The following is a 23,946-nucleotide window of genomic DNA, read 5'->3' on the forward strand; positions in this document are numbered from 1 at the left end:
GCTGTAGGTTTGCAGCACATCTAAACGGAAACCACTTGCCTTCGCAAGTGGTTTCCGTTTAGATGAATAAAATTATTAATTCGATTGGAGAAAAAATGATTGAACTTGTAGAATGCACAGATAAAAAAGAGATATTTGATTCCATTTGGCAATCTGCTTGGGAAGAAAAGGGGGTTAACGATGAATTTCCTGATGACGGGCAAAAGTATTTAGTAAAGATTGTTGATGGAAGTTATATTGGAACTTTCGAAATCTTCCCATTCTTCAAAGGTTGCCCCTTGGACACGATTTACCGTTTTTCAAGTCGAAAGGAATTGCTGGACAACAAAGTGATAGAGATCGATAAAGTTGCAATACGGTTGGAATACAGATTAAGAGGTTATGTGAAGGAGATGGTAAATTTTTTTCTTAATTATGCGATTGAAAATGATTGCAAGTACGTTATCGCTTTAATCGATCAAAGCTTTTATGGGTTACTCAAGACCAGGATCAATGTGCCGATTCATATAATTGACCATTCATTAGACAAAGAACGGGAGGGTGTTGTGCCCATTATTGTTGATGTTGAGGAAGTGACAAACAGACTAGCCGAGCTTAAATTGAATATTTCGATTGAGAAGTAATACAACATGCAGAAGCGTGCATCAGAACTTGATGCACGCCGTTAAACTATTATGACTTAACAGACTCAAGCCATTTCTCTCCGCGATGCTTCCTTATGATAACTGCTTCCGTTTTCACAACATACATTTGACATCGGACTTTGTTCATAACCTCTTCACTATGTGAGCGACAAGTCGAAGGTTATGTTCGATCAAAAGATTTCGTGAACGTTGATTACCTTCCGCCATCAGTTGCAGATGTTTAGTTTCCTCCTCCTCTTGAAGAGGCTGGGGAAAAGCATTATTTTTGACATAAGAGACAAGTAGCGAAAGCTGTTTAATAAATAGTGCTATTGCCGAAAACAATCCTGGCATGCTCAGTCACCCCCACGATGTATTACAGATGAACACTGAAGTCTGTTCTCCATTATATGTGGGTAGCCGCCTAGAAGTGCATGTACGGTATTTCGACAATTGAAAATAAACCCGCATCATCTCAAGGTATATAAAATATTACGATCCCGATTATTGCAACAGGTCAATCAAGAATAATCTCTTTATTTGGATTTTTCAGAAACTCAAACAACGTTTGAATCTGTTTTTTGGTGTTTCTCTCCGCAGACAGCTCTGGCAATTGATCCATCTCAAAAAAATCAACCGCACTTGTTTCTACTCCGCCAGCGGCCTCTCCACCAACGATTTTACAAAGTATAAAAAACTTATATACATGGTAAGGCTCAGGCGGATGATCATGGAATTTTTTATCCAATACAGCGAGTAAACGAACGGGCACAACATCAAACCCTGATTCTTCTTTGACCTCTTTCACTGCAATCTCCGAAGGCGAATAACCGATATCCGCCCAGCCTCCCGGCAATGCCCATGCGCCATCCAGCTTCTCGCGAACAAGCAGTATTTTATTTTCCTTAAAAATCACACCACGAATATCGACCTTTGGCGTCGCATAACCAGAATCACTTGCGAAAGTTAGAGCAATTTTCTCCTGGCTGACCAATGTATAGTTCATCATAATTTCTATACTCATCTGCCGCAGCTGTTCATAACGTTCTATATCATAAACATCCTTCGTGTATGTAAGTCCCGTTTGAGCAATCGCCTGCATCTGTTTCGCCCACTCCAACCACTTCAATTCCATCGATTTATCCCTCTTCTTTCATGATGTCAAGAAATTCAGCTACGCTTCTGAAAATAGCATCAGGCGGTATATCAAACACGCTGCTTTGGAACGTTGACAGCCATTGCACGCCATAGGTCCGTAAGCCAGCAGATTTACCTGCCACAATATCTGCATTACTGTCGCCAATAAATACGGTTTTGGATTTATTAACGCCAAGGATTTCTAACGCTTTATATATGCCTTCGGGGTCAGGTTTGGGCTTCACGACATCATCACCAGTAATCACCACATCAAAGTAACTTATTAAATTCAGCGCTTCAGATGAAATCTGGAACGCTCGCCTGCTTTTTCCTGTGATGACTCCGATTTTGATCCCCTTTCCCTTCAAATGTTCTAGCAAATCAATAATAGCCTGATCCTTTTCGATGGTATCAAAATGCCCCTGCTTGTAAATCGCATAATAGTCCATAATCGCTTGTAAAATAAATTCTTCATTCCTGAAATGATTTGCAATGATCTCCTCTTCTGTTGGACCAAACATCGCTATGAGCTCTTCATTCGTAACCTCTCGATTGTCATATGTTTTGAACACGGTGTTAAAAGCTTTAAACGATAATGGCAAAGTATCTGCTAAAGTTCCATCAAAATCAAATAATACGGCATCAATTGGCATAACACACTTCCTTCTATTTTATCTTACTAAAATACCCATTCGAGGAGCCTACATAAAGCTGCCCATCAATAACCGATAAATAACCACTCAGCAGTTGATTTGGCGTAAAATCGTAATACCCAACTCGAACGTCTGAGAGTCTATTCACTGCTTCTCCAGTCGATTCGTCTAACACATACATATTACCGAGACCCGGAAAAACGCCAATTAGCTTGCCGCCATACTGTACAACTGAAGCGCCATCCGTTTGCTTGCCAGGAACACTGGAAGATGTCCAGCGCTGCTCTTCCTTTTTCAAATCAAAAGACATCGCTTTACCATTCAGGCGATAATATAGCAAGCTTCCTTCTACTTTCCCGAATTCAGCTCTTCCTTCTAGTGTAAATAACAGCCTGCCTGACTTAACTTCGATTAAAGAGCTTTTCACGTTTTCACTATATAAGTTGTTATCAGATGACTGTTGTAGAAACACATAATTTTCATCAATAATGTCGTAACGGCTATAACCGACAAGAGGCAGGCGAAGCCCATCCTTGCCTGTCTTAGCATCTACTAACACTAATTCATCCACCGTCCTCGTCCAAAAAGCTTTCGAACGCTCCGCATAACGAACACTATCCGTCACTTCTTGATCTGAGGCCGCTTTACGCTCCGGCTTCTTCCAGAGCACCTTTCCAGTCAACGGGTCGTATGCTTGCAGCTCATTCAATATCACAGGATTAATGTCCGGACCTGCTTGCATAAGCAATACGTCTTGATTGCCGACATCACGAACCAATTCTGATTCTTGAGCTAGCTCAATATTCCAAAGCTGCTTGCCTGTTCCCATGCTCAACCCGATGAGATCATAAGTAAACTTTTCTTCTGTTGTGCTGATTCGCTTTGATTGTACGGCTGAGATCACGTTTTTGGATACAGCAAATGAGGTTACATCCTTACCATTGTCCAGCTTCTTTTGCCACATTTTTTGTCCGGTAGCTGTCTTTAATGTCTGAAGCGTATGAACTGGACGGTCTTCTTGCATAGAGCTTTTAAGAAACGCTATTCGTTCTTTATCCTGCGATAAACCGTAATCATGTCTTCCAAAGCCAAAATCAAACTGCCATTTCTTGCGACCCGTAGCAGAGTCAAGCGCATATATATTCGAATTATTGTGCATACCGCTGAAACCGCCATCCTCGCCTGCGATGAGCAGAACATTACCAACCTTCTCAAGTAGAAAATTGAATCCGAGATCGGACTTGAAGCGCCAATCCCACTGCATATGCAGCGAAGGTGCAAGAGGGCCCTGAGCACTAACACCATATTGTGGCGCAATTAGTTCGGGGGAGTCTCGGTATATCGAATACCGAAGTGTCCCCGCTTCTGACCAAGCAACGATAAGCTCATTTTGCTCACCCTCATAACGCCATAATGGAAGGGTGCGAGCTTTTGCTTCTAATGATGCTACATTTTCCGATGATTCTTCGAACGAAGGTTCTCCGAAGATCGCCTTTACGCGAGCTTTCTCAAGACCAGGTACAAGTACACTCCGCACAGCTGCAGCTACCGCTTGTTTGCTATATTCAATCTCAAACAAAGGCGCAGCAGCACCAGCTGACGTTACTTGATCCTTACGAATCCATAGAAGGCCATAGGATTTATCACCTTCGGCACTATCCGGTACGGCAGCTCCATACCAATCCCCATATTGCTTGTAAGCATAAAGGGTATCTCCCTCTTTCATAGTTGTGGCATCACCTTGTGAATTCGGATACCACTTCGCTTTAGCACTTTCTTTTGCTTTTAACGATAGAGGTGCTATATCCTTCACTTGAGCGGCTTCTTTCGTTAAATACCACACGGGTACAAACCCACCGTATCCCGATTCATCCTGAATTTCGGCAAAATCATCCGACAATGTAACGACTTTATATTTTGTCAGGGCATCTACAGAGATGGACTTAACAGCTCGTGTTCCTCCCCACCACTCATAGGCATTCGTGTTCATATATAATGTAACTGGCTTATCCAGCTCAATCGCATGCTCTCTAGCTACAAGATTATTTTCTGATGAGGATGACGACAGCCCCTTAATAGCAGGCAGGAAGCTCCTGCGTTTCCCTGAAGCATCCGTATCGTAGAACACAGCGTATAGCAGCTGCCCTTCCTTGGACCATTGAATGACGAGTTTTGATTGGCCCTCTTCATATATGTATTGATCAATGACACTCATTTTACCGTTCATCATGATGTAATTCTCTCCAGATGATGCTGGTATTCCAAAAAGCGTATGAACCTGATCTTGGGTCAAATCATCTTTTATTTCACTCTTAATCATATCGATCGTAATTGGTATAGGAGTTGCGGCTTCTTCTTTTTGGACGAGCTTCAAAGTATTCGCGGGTGTTTCCCTAGCGGATATTTGATTTGATGGCATGTCGTTAATGGCATTGCCCTCACATCCAACGAGCAAGGCGAGCAGCACAACGATTGCTGTTGTTTGATATTTTTTGATAGTCATAAATACAAGGCCTCCATTGCACACTAAAATCTAATGCGCCCGTAGTTTGGCTTTATTTGGTAAGTATGACGATTAGAGTGATGAAAAAGTTGCGTTTAGGATGACAGTTACATGTTGTCTGTAAGTTGCTTCAGAGAGTTCAGACCATTTAAGAATCGGTACGACTTTTTTGAGAGTCTATTTGAAGTATCAGCTCTCTGATTCACTGAGAAACGTCGCTAGTAACAATCTAAGAAGCCTGTTGTTGCATTACCTCCTTTTTAACTTAGCTGGATGGCGATTGAAGTACCTTATGCACGCATTAATAAGACTAGTTTTTAGTTCTATTTGTGCGGTTTTGGTCAGTTTGAGCGAAATAGAGCTAATTTCTAGTTCTATTTCTGTGTAGTTCGTGCTTTTAGAGGCAATTCGGCTGAGGATGCGCAGTAATAAGTATAGTTTTTAGTTCTATTTATCCGATTTTGGTCAGTTTAAGCGAAATAGAGCTAATTTCTAGTTCTATTTCTGTAAGTTTCGCGCTTCAAAGGCCATTCGGCGGGAGGTACGCAGTAATAAGACTAGTTTCTAGACCTATTTGTCCAGTTTTGGTCAGTTTGTGAGAAATAGAGCTAATTTCTAGTTCTATTTCTGTAAGTTTCGCGCTTTAGAGGCATTTCGGCTGAGCATGCGCAGTAATAAGACTAGTTTCTAGACCTATTTGTCCAGTTTTGGTCATTTTGTGAGAAATAGAGCTAATTTCTAGTTCTATTTCTTCAAAATTCGCGATTTATAGGCGATTCGGCAGGATGCACGCAGTAATAAGACTAGTTTTTAGTTCTATTTGTGCAGTATTGGTGAAATTGAGCGAAATAGCGCTAGTTTCTAGATCTATTTCGGTGTAGTTCGCGCTTTAGAGGCCATTCGGCGGGATGCACGCAGTAATAAGACTAGTTTCTAGATCTATTTGAGCGTTTTTGGTCAGTTTGAGTGAAATAGAGCTAGTTTCTAGATCTATTTCCGTATAACTCGCGCCGCAAAGCTGCTTTGGCGGAATGACCCTCGTCAATGCTAACAAACTGTTTCCCCAAGCGAGCTTCAAATGCCGCGCACAAAAAAAGAACGATTCGTTTGATCGAATCGTCCTTTCATAAATTCACTTCTTATCCACCTGAAGCAGCTTAACCGTCTTTGTAGAAAAAGTGTCCTTCAGCTTTTCCTCATTAATGACGTTCAGCTTGACCAGGCTTGCAATTTTTGAGCCATCCGGCTTCGATAACATTCGCCATAGCTCCGGATCTGGCAGCGCCTCATAAAGCTTGTTGTCGTCGTATTCCTTACGCTCCTGCACAACCACTTTTACTTTATGGCTCCCAATCTCCAGCTCATTTGCTTCCTGCTCAGCCAAGTAGCTCATAATGGTCTGCCTGAGTTCTGTCAGCTCCTGCTCTATTTCTTTTTGCTTTTGTTTTTGCTGGTAATATCTGCGTACCGTTTTGTCCAACCTTATCACGCTCCTCTCTATTACATGCTTATGCATAGAAGAAGCATTTTAGGATGAGTTAAACAACCTGCAGCACGATCAATAAATGTCTTTTCTCATAAACACTGTAAATGAAACGAGCAGCGAACCGACCATCCAAGCGGCCAGCACGGCAAGCGAGAAGCCAAGTGTCATGCCCTCGATTGGAGGAGCAGATCCACTGACATAGTCCATCAAACCAAGATTGACCATGAACAAATATTTGGCCGAATCCCATGAGGATACCATGTTGCTAAGAATAGCGCCTGCAATCAAGCATGCGAGCATCGTTCCCATCCCGGCTGCGCTGCTTCTCATCAGAATAGACAGCATGAACGATAACGTTCCCACTACAAGCGAGATAAACCATGCAAGTCCAAACTGCTGAATAATAAACTGCCATTGTGACACTAGGCGTACGCCTGATATGTCAAGCTCGCCGCCTTGTGTGGAGAAGCCGGTTAATACGGGAGCCGACCACCCTTGATTACCGAACATAACGGCTGAGATCAGGTAAGACAACAAACCAAATATGAAAATAACTAAGGAAACGGACAATATCAGCGCGATATATTTGCTGAGCAATATTTTAAACCTGCTCACCGGGCGGGTGAGCAGCAGCTTAATCGTTCCCATGCTCCGCTCTGAGGAGACGATATCTACCGCAATAATCATGATGAGCAACGGGAGAAACAGCTCCGCAGAGTTTTGAACAAAACCTCTAATGAAGGTTGGCGCTCCCGGCTCGGAGGGATTCACATTATTGTTCAAATAATATTCGGATTGTTTGATTTGAATTTGAATTTGCTCTCGCCACTGTCCTGCACTGCTCAACCGATTTTGCATATCCACAATTTGCTGCTGCAATTCGGTGCGCCAATCCACGTCACCCAGCCGCTCCTTTATGGATTCTGCCTGTTTCGCCTGCGCATAAGTAAACATCGAGAGAAGAACGATAATAATGATCGAAATGACGATAAAACGTCGTTTGCCGACCAGCTTCGTCATTTCATTTTGAACGAGATTAATCAATCGACTCGCCTCCTGTCAGCTCAAGAAATAGATCTTCAAGCGCGGGAAGCTTCCGATTCATCTCCAGCACACTTACCCCAGCCTCAACAAGCTTGCGATTCCACTCGCCAACAGCATGTTCAACGTAAGCTGTCGTAACCGTATCCGTCGTCTCACCAAGGACAGCCGTAACATCGCCAAGTATCGATCGTCCCAGTGCTTGCGGCTGCAGCCGCCATACTAGACGTTCTTCGCTGGACAGCAGCTGCTTAACCGAATCTACTCGAATGATCTCGCCTTTGGAAATAATCGCAACCCGGTCACACATCAATTGAATTTCATGCAGCAAATGGCTCGATACGAGCACGGTCAATCCTTCTTCCTCGGCTAGAAACCTTATAAAAGCACGCATTTCTCTAATGCCCGATGGATCAAGCCCATTCGTTGGCTCGTCCAATATGAGGACATCAGGCTTGCCAAGCAGTGCTTGAGCGATCCCAAGCCGCTGCCTCATCCCAAGTGAATAGGTGCTTACCTTATCATTCACTCGATCCTGCATGCCAACAAGCGCAACAACCTCATTGATCCGCTCCTGCGTAATTCCATTAATCATAACGGCAAAGTGGCGAAGATTGTCCATTCCGCTGAGAAACGGATACAGCTCTGGGTTTTCTACAATACATCCTAAATGCCGCATCGCTTTTGTAAAATGTTTCGCAATATCCAAGCCGCATATATGGATGGTGCCGGAGGTTGGCTTAATTAAGCCGACCAGCATGCGAATCGTCGTCGTTTTTCCTGCTCCGTTAGGGCCTAGAAAACCAAATACTTCGCCGCGCTTCAGCTCAAAGCTTAAATCCTTGATGATCGTCCGCTTGCCTATCACCTTTCGTAAACCCTGAACTGCTAATGTAATGTCGCTCATGATTGTCCTCCTGCATCAGCAATTAACGCGGCTACCCGCTCAGCCATTAAGCGATACCCTATCTCATTCGGGTGGAAATGATCCGTAAATAACAGTTTCTCTGCATTCAGCTGAAACAAATCATAGGTCGGAACCAGAACGGCTTTCGAATGCTGCGCCAGAGTCTCCGTAGTTTTACTATTCCAGTTCCTAACCACGGTCGACATCAACTCACCATTTTGGAACTCGCTGAACGGATTATACAGTCCGAGCAAATAAACGGTCGCTTCTGTATTAACGGCACGAATGCTCGTCAAAATCGTTTTTAGATGATTCAAGTACGCTTCCTCTAATCCTGAAATGCTTGCCTCAGACAGATCCGTAAGCGATTGACCACCGAGAAATAAGTCGTTGCCGCCAATGGTCATCAGAATAATGTCTGCTTGTCCAATTTGCCGCTCGATTTCCTTTTGTTTCATCTGCTCCACTAGCTCTGAAGAGGTAAGTCCCTTTATGCCTAAGTTAATTAAGGAAACATCTGTACCGGACTGCTTCAGTTGATCGCTGACATAACCCACATACCCTTTTCCTTCGATATCGCCTGTTCCTCTCGTTAACGAATCCCCTAATGCAATAATCTTTAATCCGCTTGATGATTCTGCTGGTTGTTCCGTATCTTGCGATACAGATGATTGGCTCGCTGTTCCGAATAAATAATCCTTTATCGACCAGCCTAAAGCAAATATCCATAAGAGACTGGCTAGAAACGCAAAAGAGGTAATCATACGAACTTTTTTACTATGCATCCCCGTCACGCCTTTCTATTTCTGTAGCTGTTATATGATTAGCTGAACCATGTAATCACTTGCTGCTGCATCTGTGCTTTGTTCTGCTCAAACTGGCTTTTTCTGTGACCATTTGCTCCTGAGGGATGCGGCATTTCGAACAAGCATCTTTCTTTATCTATCCATCCCTTGTCAGCAAAATGCTTGACTACATCGGATACCGACTTGCCAAGCGGGATGACAAGCGCATCTTTTACCGCCAGCAATTCTGGAAGAAAGATACTCTCAGCATAGTGATATAGCGTCTTTGATTTCAAAATAACAGGGCTGTGCCCGGTGTAATTTTTACCCTTTATGAACACGGGATACCTTATTGCTGAAGTTGTATGCAGTAAATCTCTAAGCTCATAAAATAATAGCTCGCTGCTCTTTATGCCAAGCGCTGCAGGCAATCCAATTTGATCGAGCATGTCGATCAAATTTTTTCTCATAGAGCCTGCAAAACTGGCAAGCTTCTTCGCGCGTTGATCAATGAGGTCATAAGACACCCCGTTTACAAGATCCTCCCGCGCGCTGCGTATGGCTACCTCCATTTGGGTAAAGCCTGGCGTAATGCCGATAATCATCACTTTAGCAGAGGTATTCACATATTCGTAAGGCACGTAATAAATCGACATGTCCTGCTCTTCGTGAAGAAGCAATTGTTTCACGAACAGCTGCTCCTTGGACAAGCTGCCGGGCGGGAGCGACTCAATAAAAGGTTTATATTTTTCAATTTGTGTCACCGTTAACCGCCCCTCCGCTCAATTTGTTTGTTCTTACTTCAGCTCAACCATATTATGCGCGCGTGCAGGATAGTCGGTAATAATGCCGTCGATTTCGAATTTAAGCACCTCTTTTAAATTTCGCTCGCTGTTAACTGTCCACACCCATACTTCACGGCCTTTTTTATGCGCACGCTCCACGAGCTGCTCAGTCAGCATAATCTGTTCAATGGTATAGAAATCAACATCAAGGAGCGAAAGATCACCGAGTGCAAAATATAAAATTTGGCCAATTTTAATTTCAGGGTTCAGTGACCGAATATGCTGAAGCGTAGACCGATCGAATGATTGAATATAACAGTCCTGCACCATATCGAATTGTTCAATTAATGCAACAACATGCTCAGCCAATTGTTCGCCTGAACCGTATGGCTTAAGATCAATGATCAGCTTCGACTTCCCCAGCACTTCTCCAAGCACCTCGGATAACATAGGAATTCGCACAATCTCATCGGGTTCACCGCCAGCTTTGGCAATGTTCAGCCTCGCAATTTCCTCATAATCCAGCTCGCTCACCCGCTTCGGCACACCCGCCATACGCTGTAAATTATAGTCATGGTTCAGTACAACTACGCCATCCTTTGTCATCTGTACATCAATTTCAACGGCATCAATGCTTTGCGCCACTGAGCTGCGAATCGCTTCCAGCGAGTTTTCCGGCGCTACGAGCGTATCGCCGCGATGAGCAGACAAGAGCACGCTCCATTTTACATAAACCAATTGATCATTAGCAGCATAGCTGACAAACAGCGCAAGCGCTAAATAAGCAGCCAATATAGAGCTGTAGAGCACTCGTTTCCTCGTTCTGCCTTTTAGAAAAGTCATAAGACGCTGCTCAAGCGGGCCAACCCAGCTATTTCTGAATAAACGGAGCTGATCTCGGGGCATCACGCCCCGTGTACGTTTAAAGTGATAGAAGAGCCTTGTCAAAAAGATGATATTAATCGGCACGAGCAGCAAAGTGAACATATAGGTTAGTACCGTTGTTAGCGTTAATGAATAATGATTGGACACCACTTTAAGCACATTGATATCCAGCCACGCTGGCAAATAAGCAACAGACGAGATGACGACAAAACCAAGCGCGAAAACGAACACATTTAGCAAAAACAGATTAACAAAGATCGTTAACCGCTTTCCCTTCGTCAATAAGAGACTGCTTCTGATTGCTACTCGAATGGATTTGTCTTCGATCATAATGAAATGCAAAACAAAAATCCATCTCAAGATGGTGTACACGCCCGCCAAAAGCAATAAGCCGTATAAAGAAAGCATCATCATAGACGAGCTCAAGACGCGGCTGTTAAAAAATATCGGGACGTTAAATTGTGCAAAAAGGGAAGTTGACAGCGGCGATTCAATAAATGGCACGAGAAACAATAAGAAAAACAACAGCTGAATCAAGCCAAATCCCAATAGTTTAGGCGTCTGTCTCAGCGTCGTCAGCACGGCATCTGAGATCAATACCTGTTTGCCAAAATAATGCTGCTGAGAAATCGTAATAACTACGCCAAACTCGATAAAAAGCACAAGTACAGCTACTAAACAGATCGCGATTAATCCAGCAACGCCCGTGTAGCTCAGACCAATTTTGTAAACATCGCCATTCAATACAGAGCCCGATCCAAGTACACGAAGCATACGGTTAAAAATAAAAGAAATAATCGGAATGATGACAAAGCTTGTTAGGAGCATAAATAAATATTCAAACAACAAATGTTGCTTATACGTTTCACGAAAGTCACGGATACTTCTACCAAGCCGCTTGAGCATGAACATTCATCCTATTCATTGTATGGTAATCAATAAAGCAAGAAATGGAATTGCTAAGCAACTTCATTTCCTTATTATAGCTATTTACCTACCCCCGCGTCGAATCGGAAAAATACAATAAAAAATCCGTTCTCTTCAAATGAAGAAAACGGATGCTCATTTTTATAAAAGCTAACGTCTGCCAGCCTATTGTTTCTTAATCGAATTATTTTTCAAAATATCATTTTTCTTTTGAACCAGCTTAGCTGTGTATAAGGTATTGTTTTCAATAATGTAGGCAGGCGCTCCTGTTCCCGCGTACAAAGTAGTGATGCCGATTGCCGCCAAATTGGTTTTAATCGTATTTCCTCTAATCACTGCTTTAAGAACATCATGCGGATCATTTCGTTTCCAATAATCGTTAATACGCACAATCTCCGTCTTATCGGAGGTCAGCTTTTCCGCTGTAATCGTATTATTCTCCAGCAGCAGGTTTTTCGCCGATTGTACACTAATGGCTTGGGAGTTGCCTAATAGCTCAAATGTCGAATTTTTGATCGTCAAATCAAGCTTCGGATGTTCAGCGATCATTAATGTGCTAAGCGCTGGCGGTGATTGAAAGGAACAGCCATCGAACACATATTTGCCGGCTTGTGCAACCGCAATCGATCCAAATTTCCCCGTTCCCGCGGCTCCGATAAATTCGCAGTTGTTGTATGTGGCAGGAGGCAGCGTTAACCCAGAATCGGTATTAAAGCCGGTTACCTTTAAGTTATCGATGATCGAGCCCTCGGTTATACCGCCCGTTACGACTCTAAGCTTGCCTTCGCCGTTAATCGTTATGTTTTTCAAACGAATCGGTTTTCCCCAAAGCGATAGACCAGAATCACTCTTTTTGTTGTTATTCATAACGATGTTCGATGCACTCACTCCAAAAGCATCCTTCGCACTAATTAAAAACATAGAGTCCGTAAAGGTCATGCCGTCTATTTTGATATTAGGACCCGTAAACGACGTATAGGAATCATTCATCTTGTTATCGATAAATGTAGCATCGTGAGCCGCTGCAATGCGCGAGCCGTCAAAGTGATTGCCTTTGATCATGGCCCCTTTAAATGGATCGGAGATGGCTAGCCCAATCGCACCTTTTGATGCCAAATGATTATCTTCTACGATTGCGTCTTTTCCATCATAAAGAATGACATCGTACGAAGCATTATCGTGAAATTTATTGCTTTTAATCGTAATATTGCTGTTGCGGTGTCCGTTCTCGCCAAAACCGCCCTCCACATCTATTCCCGACTGCGGCATCGTCCCTTTGATATGATGAAGAACGTTGTTCTCAATAAGTACTTGGTCAGCACCGCCGACCGTAATCCCTTGCCTACGGTTATAAGCAAATTCAGAATTTTTCACAACCACGTTTTTCGTTACACTTTTGTTCCAAAATTCCACATAGGCGCCTTTTTTGGTCGCTTGCTCGAATACAAGATGGAACTGCGTCGCTCCTTCCGGTATGTCGATGAGCTCGCGCACCTTCACATTTGCCAGCTTCTTAATAAAAGCTCCGTTCGCTTTATAGAAGAAGATATCAAATTTATATGGCAGCTTAATCGCATTCGACAGTTCAAATTGTTTTTCCGTTTTAAAAATCGTGTTCGTAAAATTAAGCGGCTGCTTCGTTCGAAGCTTTTTGGCATTCGCGACATTTTTTCCTTTATCATCGAATGCGCCTAATACAAAATGATCTTCATACAAATCCTTTGCCATCGTGCCGTAACCGCCCAATATGAGACCATCGCCTGTAAAATTAATCGATTTCACACCGTCAATGGTAATATCATAAGCTCCTTGCGTAAAAATGCCATAACCAGCTTCATGTGTGCCTGAGCTGTGCTTATTGTCTTTTTTAGAATAGTTATGTGTTTCCCGGTCACCTGCATAGGTCCCGCCTCTCAGCGTGACGTTATGAACGCCATAACCCAAATACATGAGTTGATACGACTCTTTATCATTTGTTTCCTTCTGGAGCACCGCATCCATCGGGAGATCAAACACCATATTGCTGACCATATTAATCCGGTTAGCTTTATCGATTAAATAGGTACCCGGCGGCAGTGACGTCGTCGTTTTCCCATTTTTAACCGCCCATTGCAGTGCATTGTTAATGCCCTTTGTTGTCTCAATAGGACGTGTACCATCGTTATAAATGCCAAACTTAGATAGTTCAATTAGATAATAGTCTTTGGAATCCGGCGCCTCTGCCGAAGCCTGATTAGGTATTAGCAATAGCTGTAATCCGAGCATTAGTGACATGACTAGCTTTAATATATTCACTTTAAGCCTCCTATTTGCGGTTCAAATCATCTGATTGCAAGAAATAAGTGCTCCTCCTTTCAACCTCTTAAATATACCACTACCAATATTCTTTATAAAGAACAAAATCCTGAATTTGGTTCGTTTAGTGAAAAAAGGGGCTTCCTTCCTATGTATTAAGATGCAAAAAAAGAAGCGAAATGAAAGAGCAGCTTGCTCTTTCATTTCGCTTCTTCTGATTTTAGGCTGCCGGCAATTCCAGCAGTTTATCGGCTACCACAGCTGCCATTTCTCTCGTAACGACCGCTTTCGGATTAAAGCTTCCGTTCGAGCCCTGCATCAAGCCGTTTACATATACGGCATTGACGTATGCTTTTGCACTTTCATGAATGCTGCTCTCGTCTTTAAAAGGAAGCGAATCTGTGCTGCCCTTAAGCTTGAAAGCCTTGGCAATCATGATCGCCATTTCTTGTCTTGTTACCGCTTGGTTCGGTTTGAACGAATCTATTGTAATCCCTTGAATGATGCCGAGTTCCTTGGCACGCATAATGGCTCCGTAATACCATGCGCCAGGCTGAACATCTTTGAACACTTTTGCTGCTTCATTAGCAGGGGCTTCCTCCAATAGATTGATGAGCAAGGTTGCAAATTCAGCTCTTGTCATCTGATTCTTCGGATCAAAGCGAAGCTCCGAACCGCTTACCCCTACCATAACTTTGGCTTCGAACACGCTATAAACGGCATCATAGGCCCATACGGAAATGAGGTTATTGTCTACAAATTGTGGCTTGCTACCCGTCAATTCTGTATCAGCCGAAATGTTGAACAGCGCAGGCTTTTGCTTGCTATAGCGGTCGTACGCGGCTAACGCCATCAACGCTTGCTCCGTTGCCATCTCATTTGATGGCTGACCAAGTGCATGTGCAAAACTACCATCCGCAAGCTGGAATCTTAATAAGCTCGTTAGGAGATTCCCGTTCTTTTTCATAAAGCTGGATTCCATCGGACTAACTCCCACAGCTGACAAAGCAATAATAGCTTGAGCTACGCTCTCACTGTTGTCATCACCAAACGCGTTAAAGCCGCCATTTACTTGCTGCTCAGAAGACAGCCAATTTACAGCTTTATCGATTGCACTTTTCACTTTTGCTTGCTCTTGGTAAGGAGCGAGTGCGCTAATCGCCATGGCGGTTATATCTAAATTATCCTCAGATTTTTCCGACAGCGGGAATGCTCCACTCGTATTTTGCTGGCTGAGCAGCCAATCTATTAACTTCGTACGTGTCCATAAGGCACTTGCTGGCACCTCATAATTGCCGCTATCCAAAGCAATCAATGCAAAAATCACGCCATTTGTGCCTTGATTGGTCATTCTCGAATGATTGTAGATGCTTTGAATGAGATTGTAGCCAGCGAAGGAGGCTGCATCTTCACCTGCCGCTCTAATCGCAATAGCCATTCGTTCAAGGTCGGTTACTTTGCGGAATTCACCTTTGTTCTCTTTTAAATAAGAAGCCAGCCCGCTCAAGTAACTCGCTGGCACCGCATGACTAGAACGATATAAGGCAATCGCTTCCCAATCGCTAATGGTGCCGCTGCTTAAGATTTGTTTCGCAGCTGATGTCATTTCATTCTCTACCGCCATCGTTTCTGCCGCTGCCGCGCGCTGCATAGGCAACAGAGCCGTACTGACGCAAGAAAGCATTAATGCGTATATAACCAACAATAATAACGATTTAAGTGATACGGATTTTTTGTTCATCCCGAATCTACACTCTCCTTTCAAGAAAATAGCTGTCCCGCAGCTATTGCAATAGCCTACGAGACAGCTTAGTAAATTATGATTTCAATTCATGAAGTCGGATGATCGTAACAGCTGCCATCTCACGTGTAACAAGAGCTTGTGGATTAAACTTGCCGTTATCTCCTGTCATAAGACCTTTTTGGTAAGCTACATTTACATAAGGAACAGCCCACGCTGCAACAGCGTCACGGTCCTTAATTGCTGCTTGTGGTGCATTCTCATCAGCTAGACCTTTAAGTCTAACTAAAACGGCAGCCATTTCTTGTCTTGTAATCGGTTGGTTCGGTGCAAAAGAAGTTTCAGTTACACCTGACATCAATCCTTTTTCTTTGGCAGCTTTAACATAACCATAATACCATGCCCCACTGTTAACATCCTTAAAGCCGGAATCCTCCATAATAGGGTCTGCTCCGGAATACTTAACCATTAGCGCTGCAAATTCAGCACGCGTCAAATTACGTTTAGGCTCGAATGTTGCATTGCTCGTGCTTGTGCCTTGCATGAAGCCTAGTGCCGTTGCTTTGTTTACTGCTTCCAAAGCCCAGCTTGCAATTTTTGATTCATCTGAGTATTTTGTTGCAGATGGATTTGGCTTTACTTCTGGGTCTTTTCCAGGAACCTGTCCACCAGTATCCCCTGGAACCGTTGCTCCAATATCCGCACCTAGATCCTTCGTATATTGCCAGCGAACATTATCTCCTTTTTTAAGCACATATGAACCTGCACTTATTTGCGGGAAGGTTCCATTAACAGAGTACATCCAACCGCTTTTCTCACCATGATCAAATTCAGCAAGACCACCAATTGCTTGTACGTAAATACTTGAATCCGAACCTATATATTTGAAAGAAACACCCTTCTCTTCAAGCACACGTTTAAGTGCAGTAAAGGCAGTATCACCTTGTTTAAGAGTTACAGTGTATGGAGCAACCAAATCACCCGTGCTGACAGTACGCTTTTCAACTGATAGAGTAATGGTCTCCGCTACCGGAAGGGTACCACCATCTCCACCAGTCGAAGCTGTTGTTGTTGTATAAGCTAAAAACTCTGTGAAATGCTTTGTTTTAATAATAAGATCGCCGTTTTGATTATAAGCATAAACCTCATCCGTACGTGCTGATGAATCAGCATATTTCTTGATTTGCGTGAACACACCTGCTTGATCTACAAATCCAGCTTCTTTATCGCCTTGACCTTTAATGGTAAGGGTAACATGTTGATTAAATTGTATTTTTTCATTTCCGCCCGCTTGTATGCGAACAGCGATTGCATCAACTTTTTTATTATTAACAGACAGTGCAGTATTCAGCTTAGCTGTTAGCCCGCTTTCGTCTGTGCTTAAGTATTTGGGAAGCTGCAGCTTTTGATCCCATGTTGATGTAACCGTCGTATTAGCTGGAATCTCCAACGTAGTCGTACCACGAATAGCTGTTACCTTTGGCAATGCAGCCGATGCAAAGGAAAGAATGATATTGTTGGTTACAGGTGCATTGCTTTCTGCACCAAGAGTAACATCCTTCTCGTTCTCATGAATTGCAATATTTTGATCTGTGGTATTACTTACTTCACGAGGTACTGCAACCGCAATTGGCTCCGTTTCTTTTTTACCAACTAAAGCGGCACCTAATGCTTGAACAGTAATTGTTCCGCCTTTTGCTGTACCTTCGAAAGAAATGTTTATGTTCTTTTCATCTTGAACAAGTGATTTTACCTTCAGCTCTGTATTTCCGGTATTAATTGACCAATTATCGATATTGGCCGCAACGCTAGTGAAATCATCGCCAGAAAGCTTTACGTCAATCGTCGGATTAACAGCACCACTCGTAATTGTGGATTGCGTAGAAAGAGCTGCATATCTGCTGTAATAGAAGCGAACAACATCTTTATCCTTAAGCTCATAGGCGTCTACACCAACTTCTGGAACAATACCATTTACTTCATACATCCAACCATCCCAGCCACCAAGGCTGCCTGCTGCTTCTCCAGCTATTTCCGATACATAAGGTCCGTAACTGCTCTCCGTAATTTTATAACTTATCTTTGGAGTTGCTTGATCAAGTGATTTTTTAAATACATCTAAAACCGTAACTTGTTTTTCCGTATTCTTAAACGTCACCGATTGCTTCGTCAAAATTGGTGATGAAATGCCATCAACCTGAAAATCTACAGTCACAGAATCAGAAATTGAAACCGTAAACGGTTCGCTCTCCTTCTTACTCTCTGATACTGCTGCTAATGCTTGTAGTGTAAATGGCTTGTCTTTTGCTTTGCCCAAAAGACTAATCTTAATGTGCTGATCGTTCGTCTTCTCAATTGATTTAATCGTCAGTCCTGACGCATCCGAATCAATAGCCCAGTTGCTTGCAATAGTCGCTTCGCTGCTGAAATGATCACCCACAAGCTTAACATCCACAGTAGGATCAACTGAGCCGGTGTACAGCTTTGTTGTTGTAGAGAGCGCTGGGTAACGACTGTAATAGAATCGTACCTCATCATTTTCTTTAAGCTGGTATGCATTTGCACCTACATCTGGCGCAATGCCATTGACCTCGTACATCCAGCCATCCCAGCCGCCAAATGAACCAGCTTCTTGTCCAGCAATTCCTTGAACATATGAACCAATACTACTATTTACAATATTGAAAGTGATAGGTGGATTTGCTGTATTAAGTGCCTTTTTTAGAGCATCGAGTGCTGTAACTGGCTTTTCATTCTGTTTTAAACTAACCGTTTTCTGATCATAAATACTTTGAGAAATACCATCAACTTTAACCTTTGTGTTAACAAAGACAGGAAGTTTTATTTCACCTAAACGTTGCCATACCGTTTTCTGATTTTTAATATCAGCAAGAGCAACAAGTGCTTGCTCTGTAGCGATTGAATTAGAACCTTTATCTAAATCGTTCTTAAATGCTCCATTCTGGAGCTGGAACAATGAATAAGTATCAAGTACTGATTTGTCATTAGCCATCCAGACATCAGACAACATATCCTCGCCAACGGCTGTTAATCCGCTTACTACGGCAGAAGTGCTGCTCGAGTTTTTTCCATACATGACATTTTCTTGGTTTAACTTTATAGTTTGCAAATAATTTTTCACTCTTACAATCGCAGCTTGAACAGCACTATCATTCTGATAATTGCCGAGTGCAAGCAGCCCCATACCAGTCATATCAGGATCAGAATCTTTTCCAAAAAATGCAAATCCACCGTCATTCAACTGTTTACTTAATAGATATTTTAATGCCTTATTCTTTGAGGTATCATCCCAGCTACCAACGTCACTCCCAAGCTTTACACCCGTGTCAAGTGCATGCATCGCCCACATATGCCTGTTTGTTGAACCGGCGAATGACCCTGTATCCTTATTTAATTGTGCAGCTAACTCCGCATACAGATTTCGATCCGTTTCCCACGCATGCGCAGGATCTTCACCCATCGCGAGTAATGAATAAATATAGCGGATATGAGTTGTATCACTATCATTAGGCTTCAACCCCGGATCCACGGTCTTCCAACTAGGCAGCTTCCAACTGCCATCCTGCAGGTTTTCTCCAGCACCCCAAAGGGCAACAATTTCCCACCAAGAATTCAATGTTGTATTTCTATTTTTATAATACTCAACCGTCTTATCAATCATCTCATTCAATGAAGCATTCGCAGAATGATCTGCTGCTTTACCTACTTGTGGTGCAAATAAAGTAAACACCAATACAAAACTTAAAATTGCAGGCAAACTCTTTTTCATAAATCTTTTTAAATTAAGCAATGTTTTCTCTCCCTTTAATCATTTTTGGCAACAAAAAAACATCTTTCCGTTTGTGGAAAGATGTTTGGATAAACACGTGCGCATGGAAGCATAGGAATCCACCTATTGCAAAAGCACGAATAAACATCTCCCTCCCATCCTCGTGAGAAATATAGAGCGCTCCTATGGCAGGTCTCCTGGCTTCGCTTCATTGCATAGACGATCTCCTTCCCGTCATGATATGACAGTGGACAACATGATCATCTGCTCCGCGATACAGTGGCGGGACCGCGTCGGATTTTGACCGAACTTCCCTATTAAGCTGCTTGTGAATGATAGATTCACGGCAGCACCATATTAGCTATTCTATGAAATTGTAAGTGCTTGTTTTGTGAATTGTATCAAATTTGAAAGGATTAGACAAAGGTTCTGACCGTTTTTTTTCAACTTGTACAATTCTCTATTCGATTTCATGCGCATATGACTAGTATTTCATCATAAATCTACTTCAGCTACAAATTACTCAATTTTGAATCTCTTAATCGAGCGCTGAAGCTCCTCCGAAAGCTCATTTACAGATGAAGCAAGCTGCTGCGTTTCAGCTGCGAGCTGATTTTGCCGCTCAGTGTCCGCTGCCGATTGCGCAGCATGAGTGGAAGTATCCTTGGCTACCTGCGCCATCGATTCAACGGAAGCGCTCACTTCCTCACTGCCTGCTGCCATCTCCTCCGTTGAAGCAGATACATCTTCAATTTGTGAGGCAACAAGGCGGGATTCCTTCCATATCGTGTCAAAAGATACCTTCAGCTCCTGAACGATGAGTAATCCTTGTTCCATTTCTGACTCTCCTGCAGTGACAGCGTCAACAGCATCGGCAGTCAAGGCTAGCACCTCATTAATCGTTTCTTCGATATGGCCCGCATGAGCCGAAGCCTGTTCAGCCAGTTTTCTTACTTCACTTGATACTACTGCAAATCCACGGCCATACTCCCCTGCATGTGCCGCTTCTATAGCAGCGTTTAGAGCGAGCAAATTCGTCTGATTTGCAATAGCAGCAATCGTGCCTGCCATCTCTTGGATTTCGGATGAGCGCTCATTAAGATGTCCGATCACTCTTGATATCGAAGCCGTTGCCGCGCCAAGCCGTTCCATTTGACCAACCGCATGATCCGATTTTTCATGACCCAGCTCCGCTGCTTGCAGCATGTCGTTCGACGCTTCCGACATTTGGCTCGAGGAGTGAGCAATCCTTCCTACGCTCGTCGCCATTTCCTCCATAGACCTTGCTGCCTCAACTGCTCCGTCCGCTTGATTTTCCGCGCCAATTGCCATCTCATTCACAGAGGAAGCAAGCTGCGAGGAGAGCTCTCGGCTTTGCTGCGAGCCTACACCTAATCGGCCTGCAAAATCCGATACGGATGCGGCATTGTTCCGAATCGTCCGCATTAAGCCTTGCATATGGGCAATGAAATGATTGATTTCTTCGCCTAGGCGAGCAATTTCATCATTTCCTTTATTTTCTATACGATAGGTAAGATCCGCTTCGCTAGAATTAAGATTAATTGCTGCATGAACAATATTACGAAGCTTACGTCCTACCATAAATTGTGATAGCAGAAACAAAACGACCAATACAACAACCATCAGGCCGCCAAATTGCATGACAACCATCGTTCTTTCTGAAGCGATGAGCGCATCGGCCTTTTCTTTTGACAATGCAACACGTACCCCGCCCCAATGTTTGCCATCGATAATTAAAGGATAGGAAATATCCCACGTTTCTACCGTTTTCCCGTCTATGAGTCTATTATATTTTTGCAGAAGGACATCATCCGTCTTCGTATTCGTAGCGGCATTGTAGCCTGTTTTATCGTTAAAAATCCGATTAGCCCGGTAGTTTTGACTAAGAAGTCCCTCGTCGCCCCAAGCATCTTTTGATTCTTCTCCCATAGGGCTGTAAATGCTATTATGTGTTGGGATATAGCCCGCAAAATTCGGATTTTCTGAATAAGCGCCTGCAATAGCAAAAATAACATTTTCCTCCGTCAGAAAACTATCCATAATGCCTTGCCAGCGGTAATCCGTATAACGGTCATAGGCACTATCATATTTCAGTTCATATTGAGATAGCGGAATGGACTCTCCATTGTACAAAATCGATTCTTTCCCCGCATAGGATGAGTCCTTTAGTCTTTTTTCTGCCACTTTCTCACTTTCAGGATTTACAGTCAATGTATCGTTGAAAAAATCCTCTTTAAGCTTGTTTCCATCCCATTTCGTTCCATCCTCCAGCACAACACCTGTTTTAAAATCCTGCTCCGTAACATTCTCAAGTGTGCGAGCTAGCGATAAAACCATCGTGCGACCCTTGTCCAGAAGCTGCTGCTCAACAGCTATACGAGTAGATTTCCATTCATAAATGAGAATCACACTTACGATTATGACTAATGCGACGGCCATGACTAGCATAAATTTATTCGTCAACGAGCGTAATCCCATCTTCATTTTTGATAACCCCCACTGTTAATTTATCTATATTAAACCAGTTTAACTAAAATGTTATGTAAATTAAACCAATTAGATTGAAACTTCTTAAATAATACATATTTATATTGAAATTATTAATTATTTTATATGACTAAGTATATGAATTACTAAGCTTAGGCTATCTACATACCTTATTAATACAAAAAAATCACCCTATTGCCGCAAACCATGCGACATAGGGTGATTTCGAGATTAGCCTACTAAAGGTAGACTCCGATTATTTCAACGATTCACGAACCTCAAGCGTCCGCTTATTCCATTTTTCCGTTTCTGGAATCAGTTTATTAATATCTGCTCCATCAAAAATAATTTCATTCAAAATATTGTTCCAGTTGTATTCAGACCAAGCAGGAACGGTTACACCTGGCTGAATTTTTGCATTTTCCTTTGCAATTTTTACAGCTTCCTTGTTTTTGCCTTCCCACATTGGCGTTTCATCATAATAAGCTGTCAATTCAGGATCGATAACCGAAGCATTTGCACCTTGGTCAATCTTCCATTTTTGCGCTTCTTTGGAGAATTGGAAGCTAATCCATAGGAAAGCTTCTTCTTTATGCTTGGAACCGCTGAGCAGTGAAAGCGGACCATAAATACTATAACCTGGTTGGCTTACTTTTCCTCTAGGGAAAGGCAAAACATCCCATTCAAATTTCGCATCTTTTTTGAGGCCTGGAAGTACCCAGTCTCCGCCGATCGCAAAGCCCGTTTTACCGTTAATAAATTCTCTCGATACATCGCCTTGTTCCTTTGCCTTTGCATTGCTCTGCATGGAGCCGTCTTTCCACACAAAATCTGAAAGCCATCTAACATCGTTCATTACATCTGGCGTATTGAGCAAGCTTTGTGTCAAATCTTCATTTAAGTAATGAATGTTTGCAGCATGTCCGTCAGCAATTGCTTTTGTGCTAAGAACACGCATTTGAAATTCTGGCTGTGTCGTTAAGCCATATTCCCCTGCTTCTGGATCGGTAATTTTTTTGGCTACATCGCGGAAATCATCGTAAGTCCAATCATTTGCTGGCATTTCAACACCATGCTTAGCAAGCAAATCTTTATTGACGAGTATCCACATCGGTACGTCAACGAATGGCACAGCCAATTTTTTGTCTTTATACGTCATCGTATCAAAAAATCCTTGAGGCAGCTGAACATCTTGGAATGTCATATCCTTCTCGATATAAGGAGTCAAATCCTCAACCAAGCCAGCTTGGTCAAACGAGATCAAATCACTGTCGATCCAAGTTAAATCGGCTGGTGTTCCTGCCGCTTCCAAAGTAGCGATGATCTCCATAATTGGTTTGCCGTTTACAGGAACCTGTTCAATTGTGATCCATGGATATTTTTCGTTAAACATTTTGTATAATTCCGTGTAAGAATCGGACCATGAAATGAGTTTAATCGTAACAGGTTCATGCTTCTCTTCTGTAGCCGGTTTGGCTGCATCATCGGTAGGTGCATCTGTCGCTGCATTATTAGAAGGAGTGTTAGTCGTTTTATTCTTTTCACCATTGCCGGAGCAAGCTGAGAGAACGACTGAAAATAACAAGACCATACACAACATCCATGTCAAAGCGCTTTTGTTTTTCATTTTTTGGCCTCCTAAAGTTTTGTGAAGCAAAACTAGCTTCGTAAGCATAAGCTTTAAGTTTTGTGAAGCAAAACTAGCTTCGTAAGCATAAGCTTTAAGTTTTGTGAAGCAAAACTGGCTTCGTAAGCATAAGCTTAGTTTCGTAAGCCTTCCCCTCGTTTTTTGCGGTTTAGCATTCTTTATAACGTTGAAACCGTTCCAGCAGCTGTTTGCCGAAACATCACCCCCCTAAAGAGCTGCTGCACCTTAGCGT

Annotated in this window: 15 protein-coding genes, 1 pseudogene and 1 riboswitch; of the genes and pseudogenes, 1 reads left to right on the forward strand and 15 read right to left on the reverse strand. The window is 42.8% G+C overall.

Annotation, left to right across the window (positions count from 1 at the left end; translation table 11 throughout):
* Positions 1–62 precede the first annotated feature (62 nt).
* Positions 63–623: a GNAT family N-acetyltransferase gene (locus ACIFSR_RS31745; RefSeq protein WP_430063063.1), complete on the forward strand. Its 561-nt coding sequence runs from the start codon at positions 63–65 to the stop codon at positions 621–623.
* Positions 624–773: 150 nt separating this feature from the next.
* Here ACIFSR_RS31745 and ACIFSR_RS31750 read toward each other — a convergent pair.
* From ACIFSR_RS31750 to ACIFSR_RS31820, 15 genes and pseudogenes are all read right to left on the reverse strand, one after another.
* Positions 774–977, reverse strand: a pseudogene (locus tag ACIFSR_RS31750) (RNA polymerase subunit sigma-70); the annotation flags it as partial.
* A 163-nt stretch (positions 978–1,140) separates the two neighbouring features.
* Complete coding sequence (locus tag ACIFSR_RS31755) at positions 1,141–1,758, reverse strand: NUDIX hydrolase (RefSeq protein WP_430063066.1); 618 nt, start codon at positions 1,756–1,758, stop codon at positions 1,141–1,143.
* A 4-nt stretch (positions 1,759–1,762) separates the two neighbouring features.
* Entirely contained in the window at positions 1,763–2,413 is a 651-nt protein-coding gene (locus tag ACIFSR_RS31760; RefSeq protein ID WP_339208054.1) for an HAD family hydrolase, read from the reverse strand.
* 13 nt (positions 2,414–2,426) lie between these two features.
* Positions 2,427–4,916, reverse strand: coding sequence for a PQQ-binding-like beta-propeller repeat protein (locus ACIFSR_RS31765; RefSeq protein ID WP_430063069.1), 2,490 nt, complete (start codon positions 4,914–4,916; stop codon positions 2,427–2,429).
* A gap of 1,132 nt (positions 4,917–6,048) precedes the next feature.
* A complete protein-coding gene (locus ACIFSR_RS31770) occupies positions 6,049–6,432 on the reverse strand; it encodes a hypothetical protein (RefSeq protein WP_430063071.1) in 384 nt (127 codons plus the stop codon).
* Positions 6,433–6,474: 42 nt separating this feature from the next.
* On the reverse strand, positions 6,475–7,446 hold the full coding sequence (locus tag ACIFSR_RS31775; RefSeq protein ID WP_339208052.1) for an ABC transporter permease: 972 nt from the start codon (positions 7,444–7,446) through the stop codon (positions 6,475–6,477).
* Entirely contained in the window at positions 7,439–8,350 is a 912-nt protein-coding gene (locus ACIFSR_RS31780; RefSeq protein ID WP_430063074.1) for an ABC transporter ATP-binding protein, read from the reverse strand. The genes ACIFSR_RS31775 and ACIFSR_RS31780 overlap by 8 nt, the downstream gene beginning before the upstream one ends.
* Entirely contained in the window at positions 8,347–9,135 is a 789-nt protein-coding gene (locus tag ACIFSR_RS31785) for an SGNH/GDSL hydrolase family protein (RefSeq protein WP_430063078.1), read from the reverse strand. Before ACIFSR_RS31785 ends, ACIFSR_RS31780 begins: the two co-directional genes overlap by 4 nt.
* Before the next feature lie 38 nt (positions 9,136–9,173).
* A complete protein-coding gene (locus ACIFSR_RS31790) occupies positions 9,174–9,899 on the reverse strand; it encodes a uracil-DNA glycosylase family protein (protein ID WP_430063081.1) in 726 nt (241 codons plus the stop codon).
* A 33-nt stretch (positions 9,900–9,932) separates the two neighbouring features.
* The gene (locus ACIFSR_RS31795) at positions 9,933–11,711 is read right to left on the reverse strand and encodes a glycerophosphoryl diester phosphodiesterase membrane domain-containing protein (protein ID WP_430063084.1); all 1,779 of its coding nucleotides are present in this window, start codon (positions 11,709–11,711) and stop codon (positions 9,933–9,935) included.
* Positions 11,712–11,897: 186 nt separating this feature from the next.
* Positions 11,898–14,027, reverse strand: coding sequence for a right-handed parallel beta-helix repeat-containing protein (locus ACIFSR_RS31800; protein WP_430063087.1), 2,130 nt, complete (start codon positions 14,025–14,027; stop codon positions 11,898–11,900).
* A 220-nt stretch (positions 14,028–14,247) separates the two neighbouring features.
* Positions 14,248–15,768: an S-layer homology domain-containing protein gene (locus tag ACIFSR_RS31805; RefSeq protein WP_430063090.1), complete on the reverse strand. Its 1,521-nt coding sequence runs from the start codon at positions 15,766–15,768 to the stop codon at positions 14,248–14,250.
* Positions 15,769–15,844: 76 nt separating this feature from the next.
* The gene (locus tag ACIFSR_RS31810) at positions 15,845–19,579 is read right to left on the reverse strand and encodes a DUF4430 domain-containing protein (RefSeq protein ID WP_430063093.1); all 3,735 of its coding nucleotides are present in this window, start codon (positions 19,577–19,579) and stop codon (positions 15,845–15,847) included.
* A gap of 149 nt (positions 19,580–19,728) precedes the next feature.
* A riboswitch (cobalamin riboswitch) is annotated at positions 19,729–19,930 on the reverse strand.
* Between the two features lie 147 nt (positions 19,931–20,077).
* Positions 20,078–22,063, reverse strand: coding sequence for a methyl-accepting chemotaxis protein (locus ACIFSR_RS31815; RefSeq protein ID WP_430063096.1), 1,986 nt, complete (start codon positions 22,061–22,063; stop codon positions 20,078–20,080).
* A gap of 259 nt (positions 22,064–22,322) precedes the next feature.
* Positions 22,323–23,693 (reverse strand): ABC transporter substrate-binding protein, encoded by a 1,371-nt coding sequence (locus tag ACIFSR_RS31820; RefSeq protein ID WP_430063099.1) that lies wholly within the window; start codon positions 23,691–23,693, stop codon positions 22,323–22,325.
* Positions 23,694–23,946: the final 253 nt, after the last annotated feature.

The sequence above is a fragment of the Paenibacillus sp. NRS-1760 genome, assembly GCF_050467785.1.
In the GTDB taxonomy this organism is placed as follows: domain Bacteria; phylum Bacillota; class Bacilli; order Paenibacillales; family Paenibacillaceae; genus Pristimantibacillus.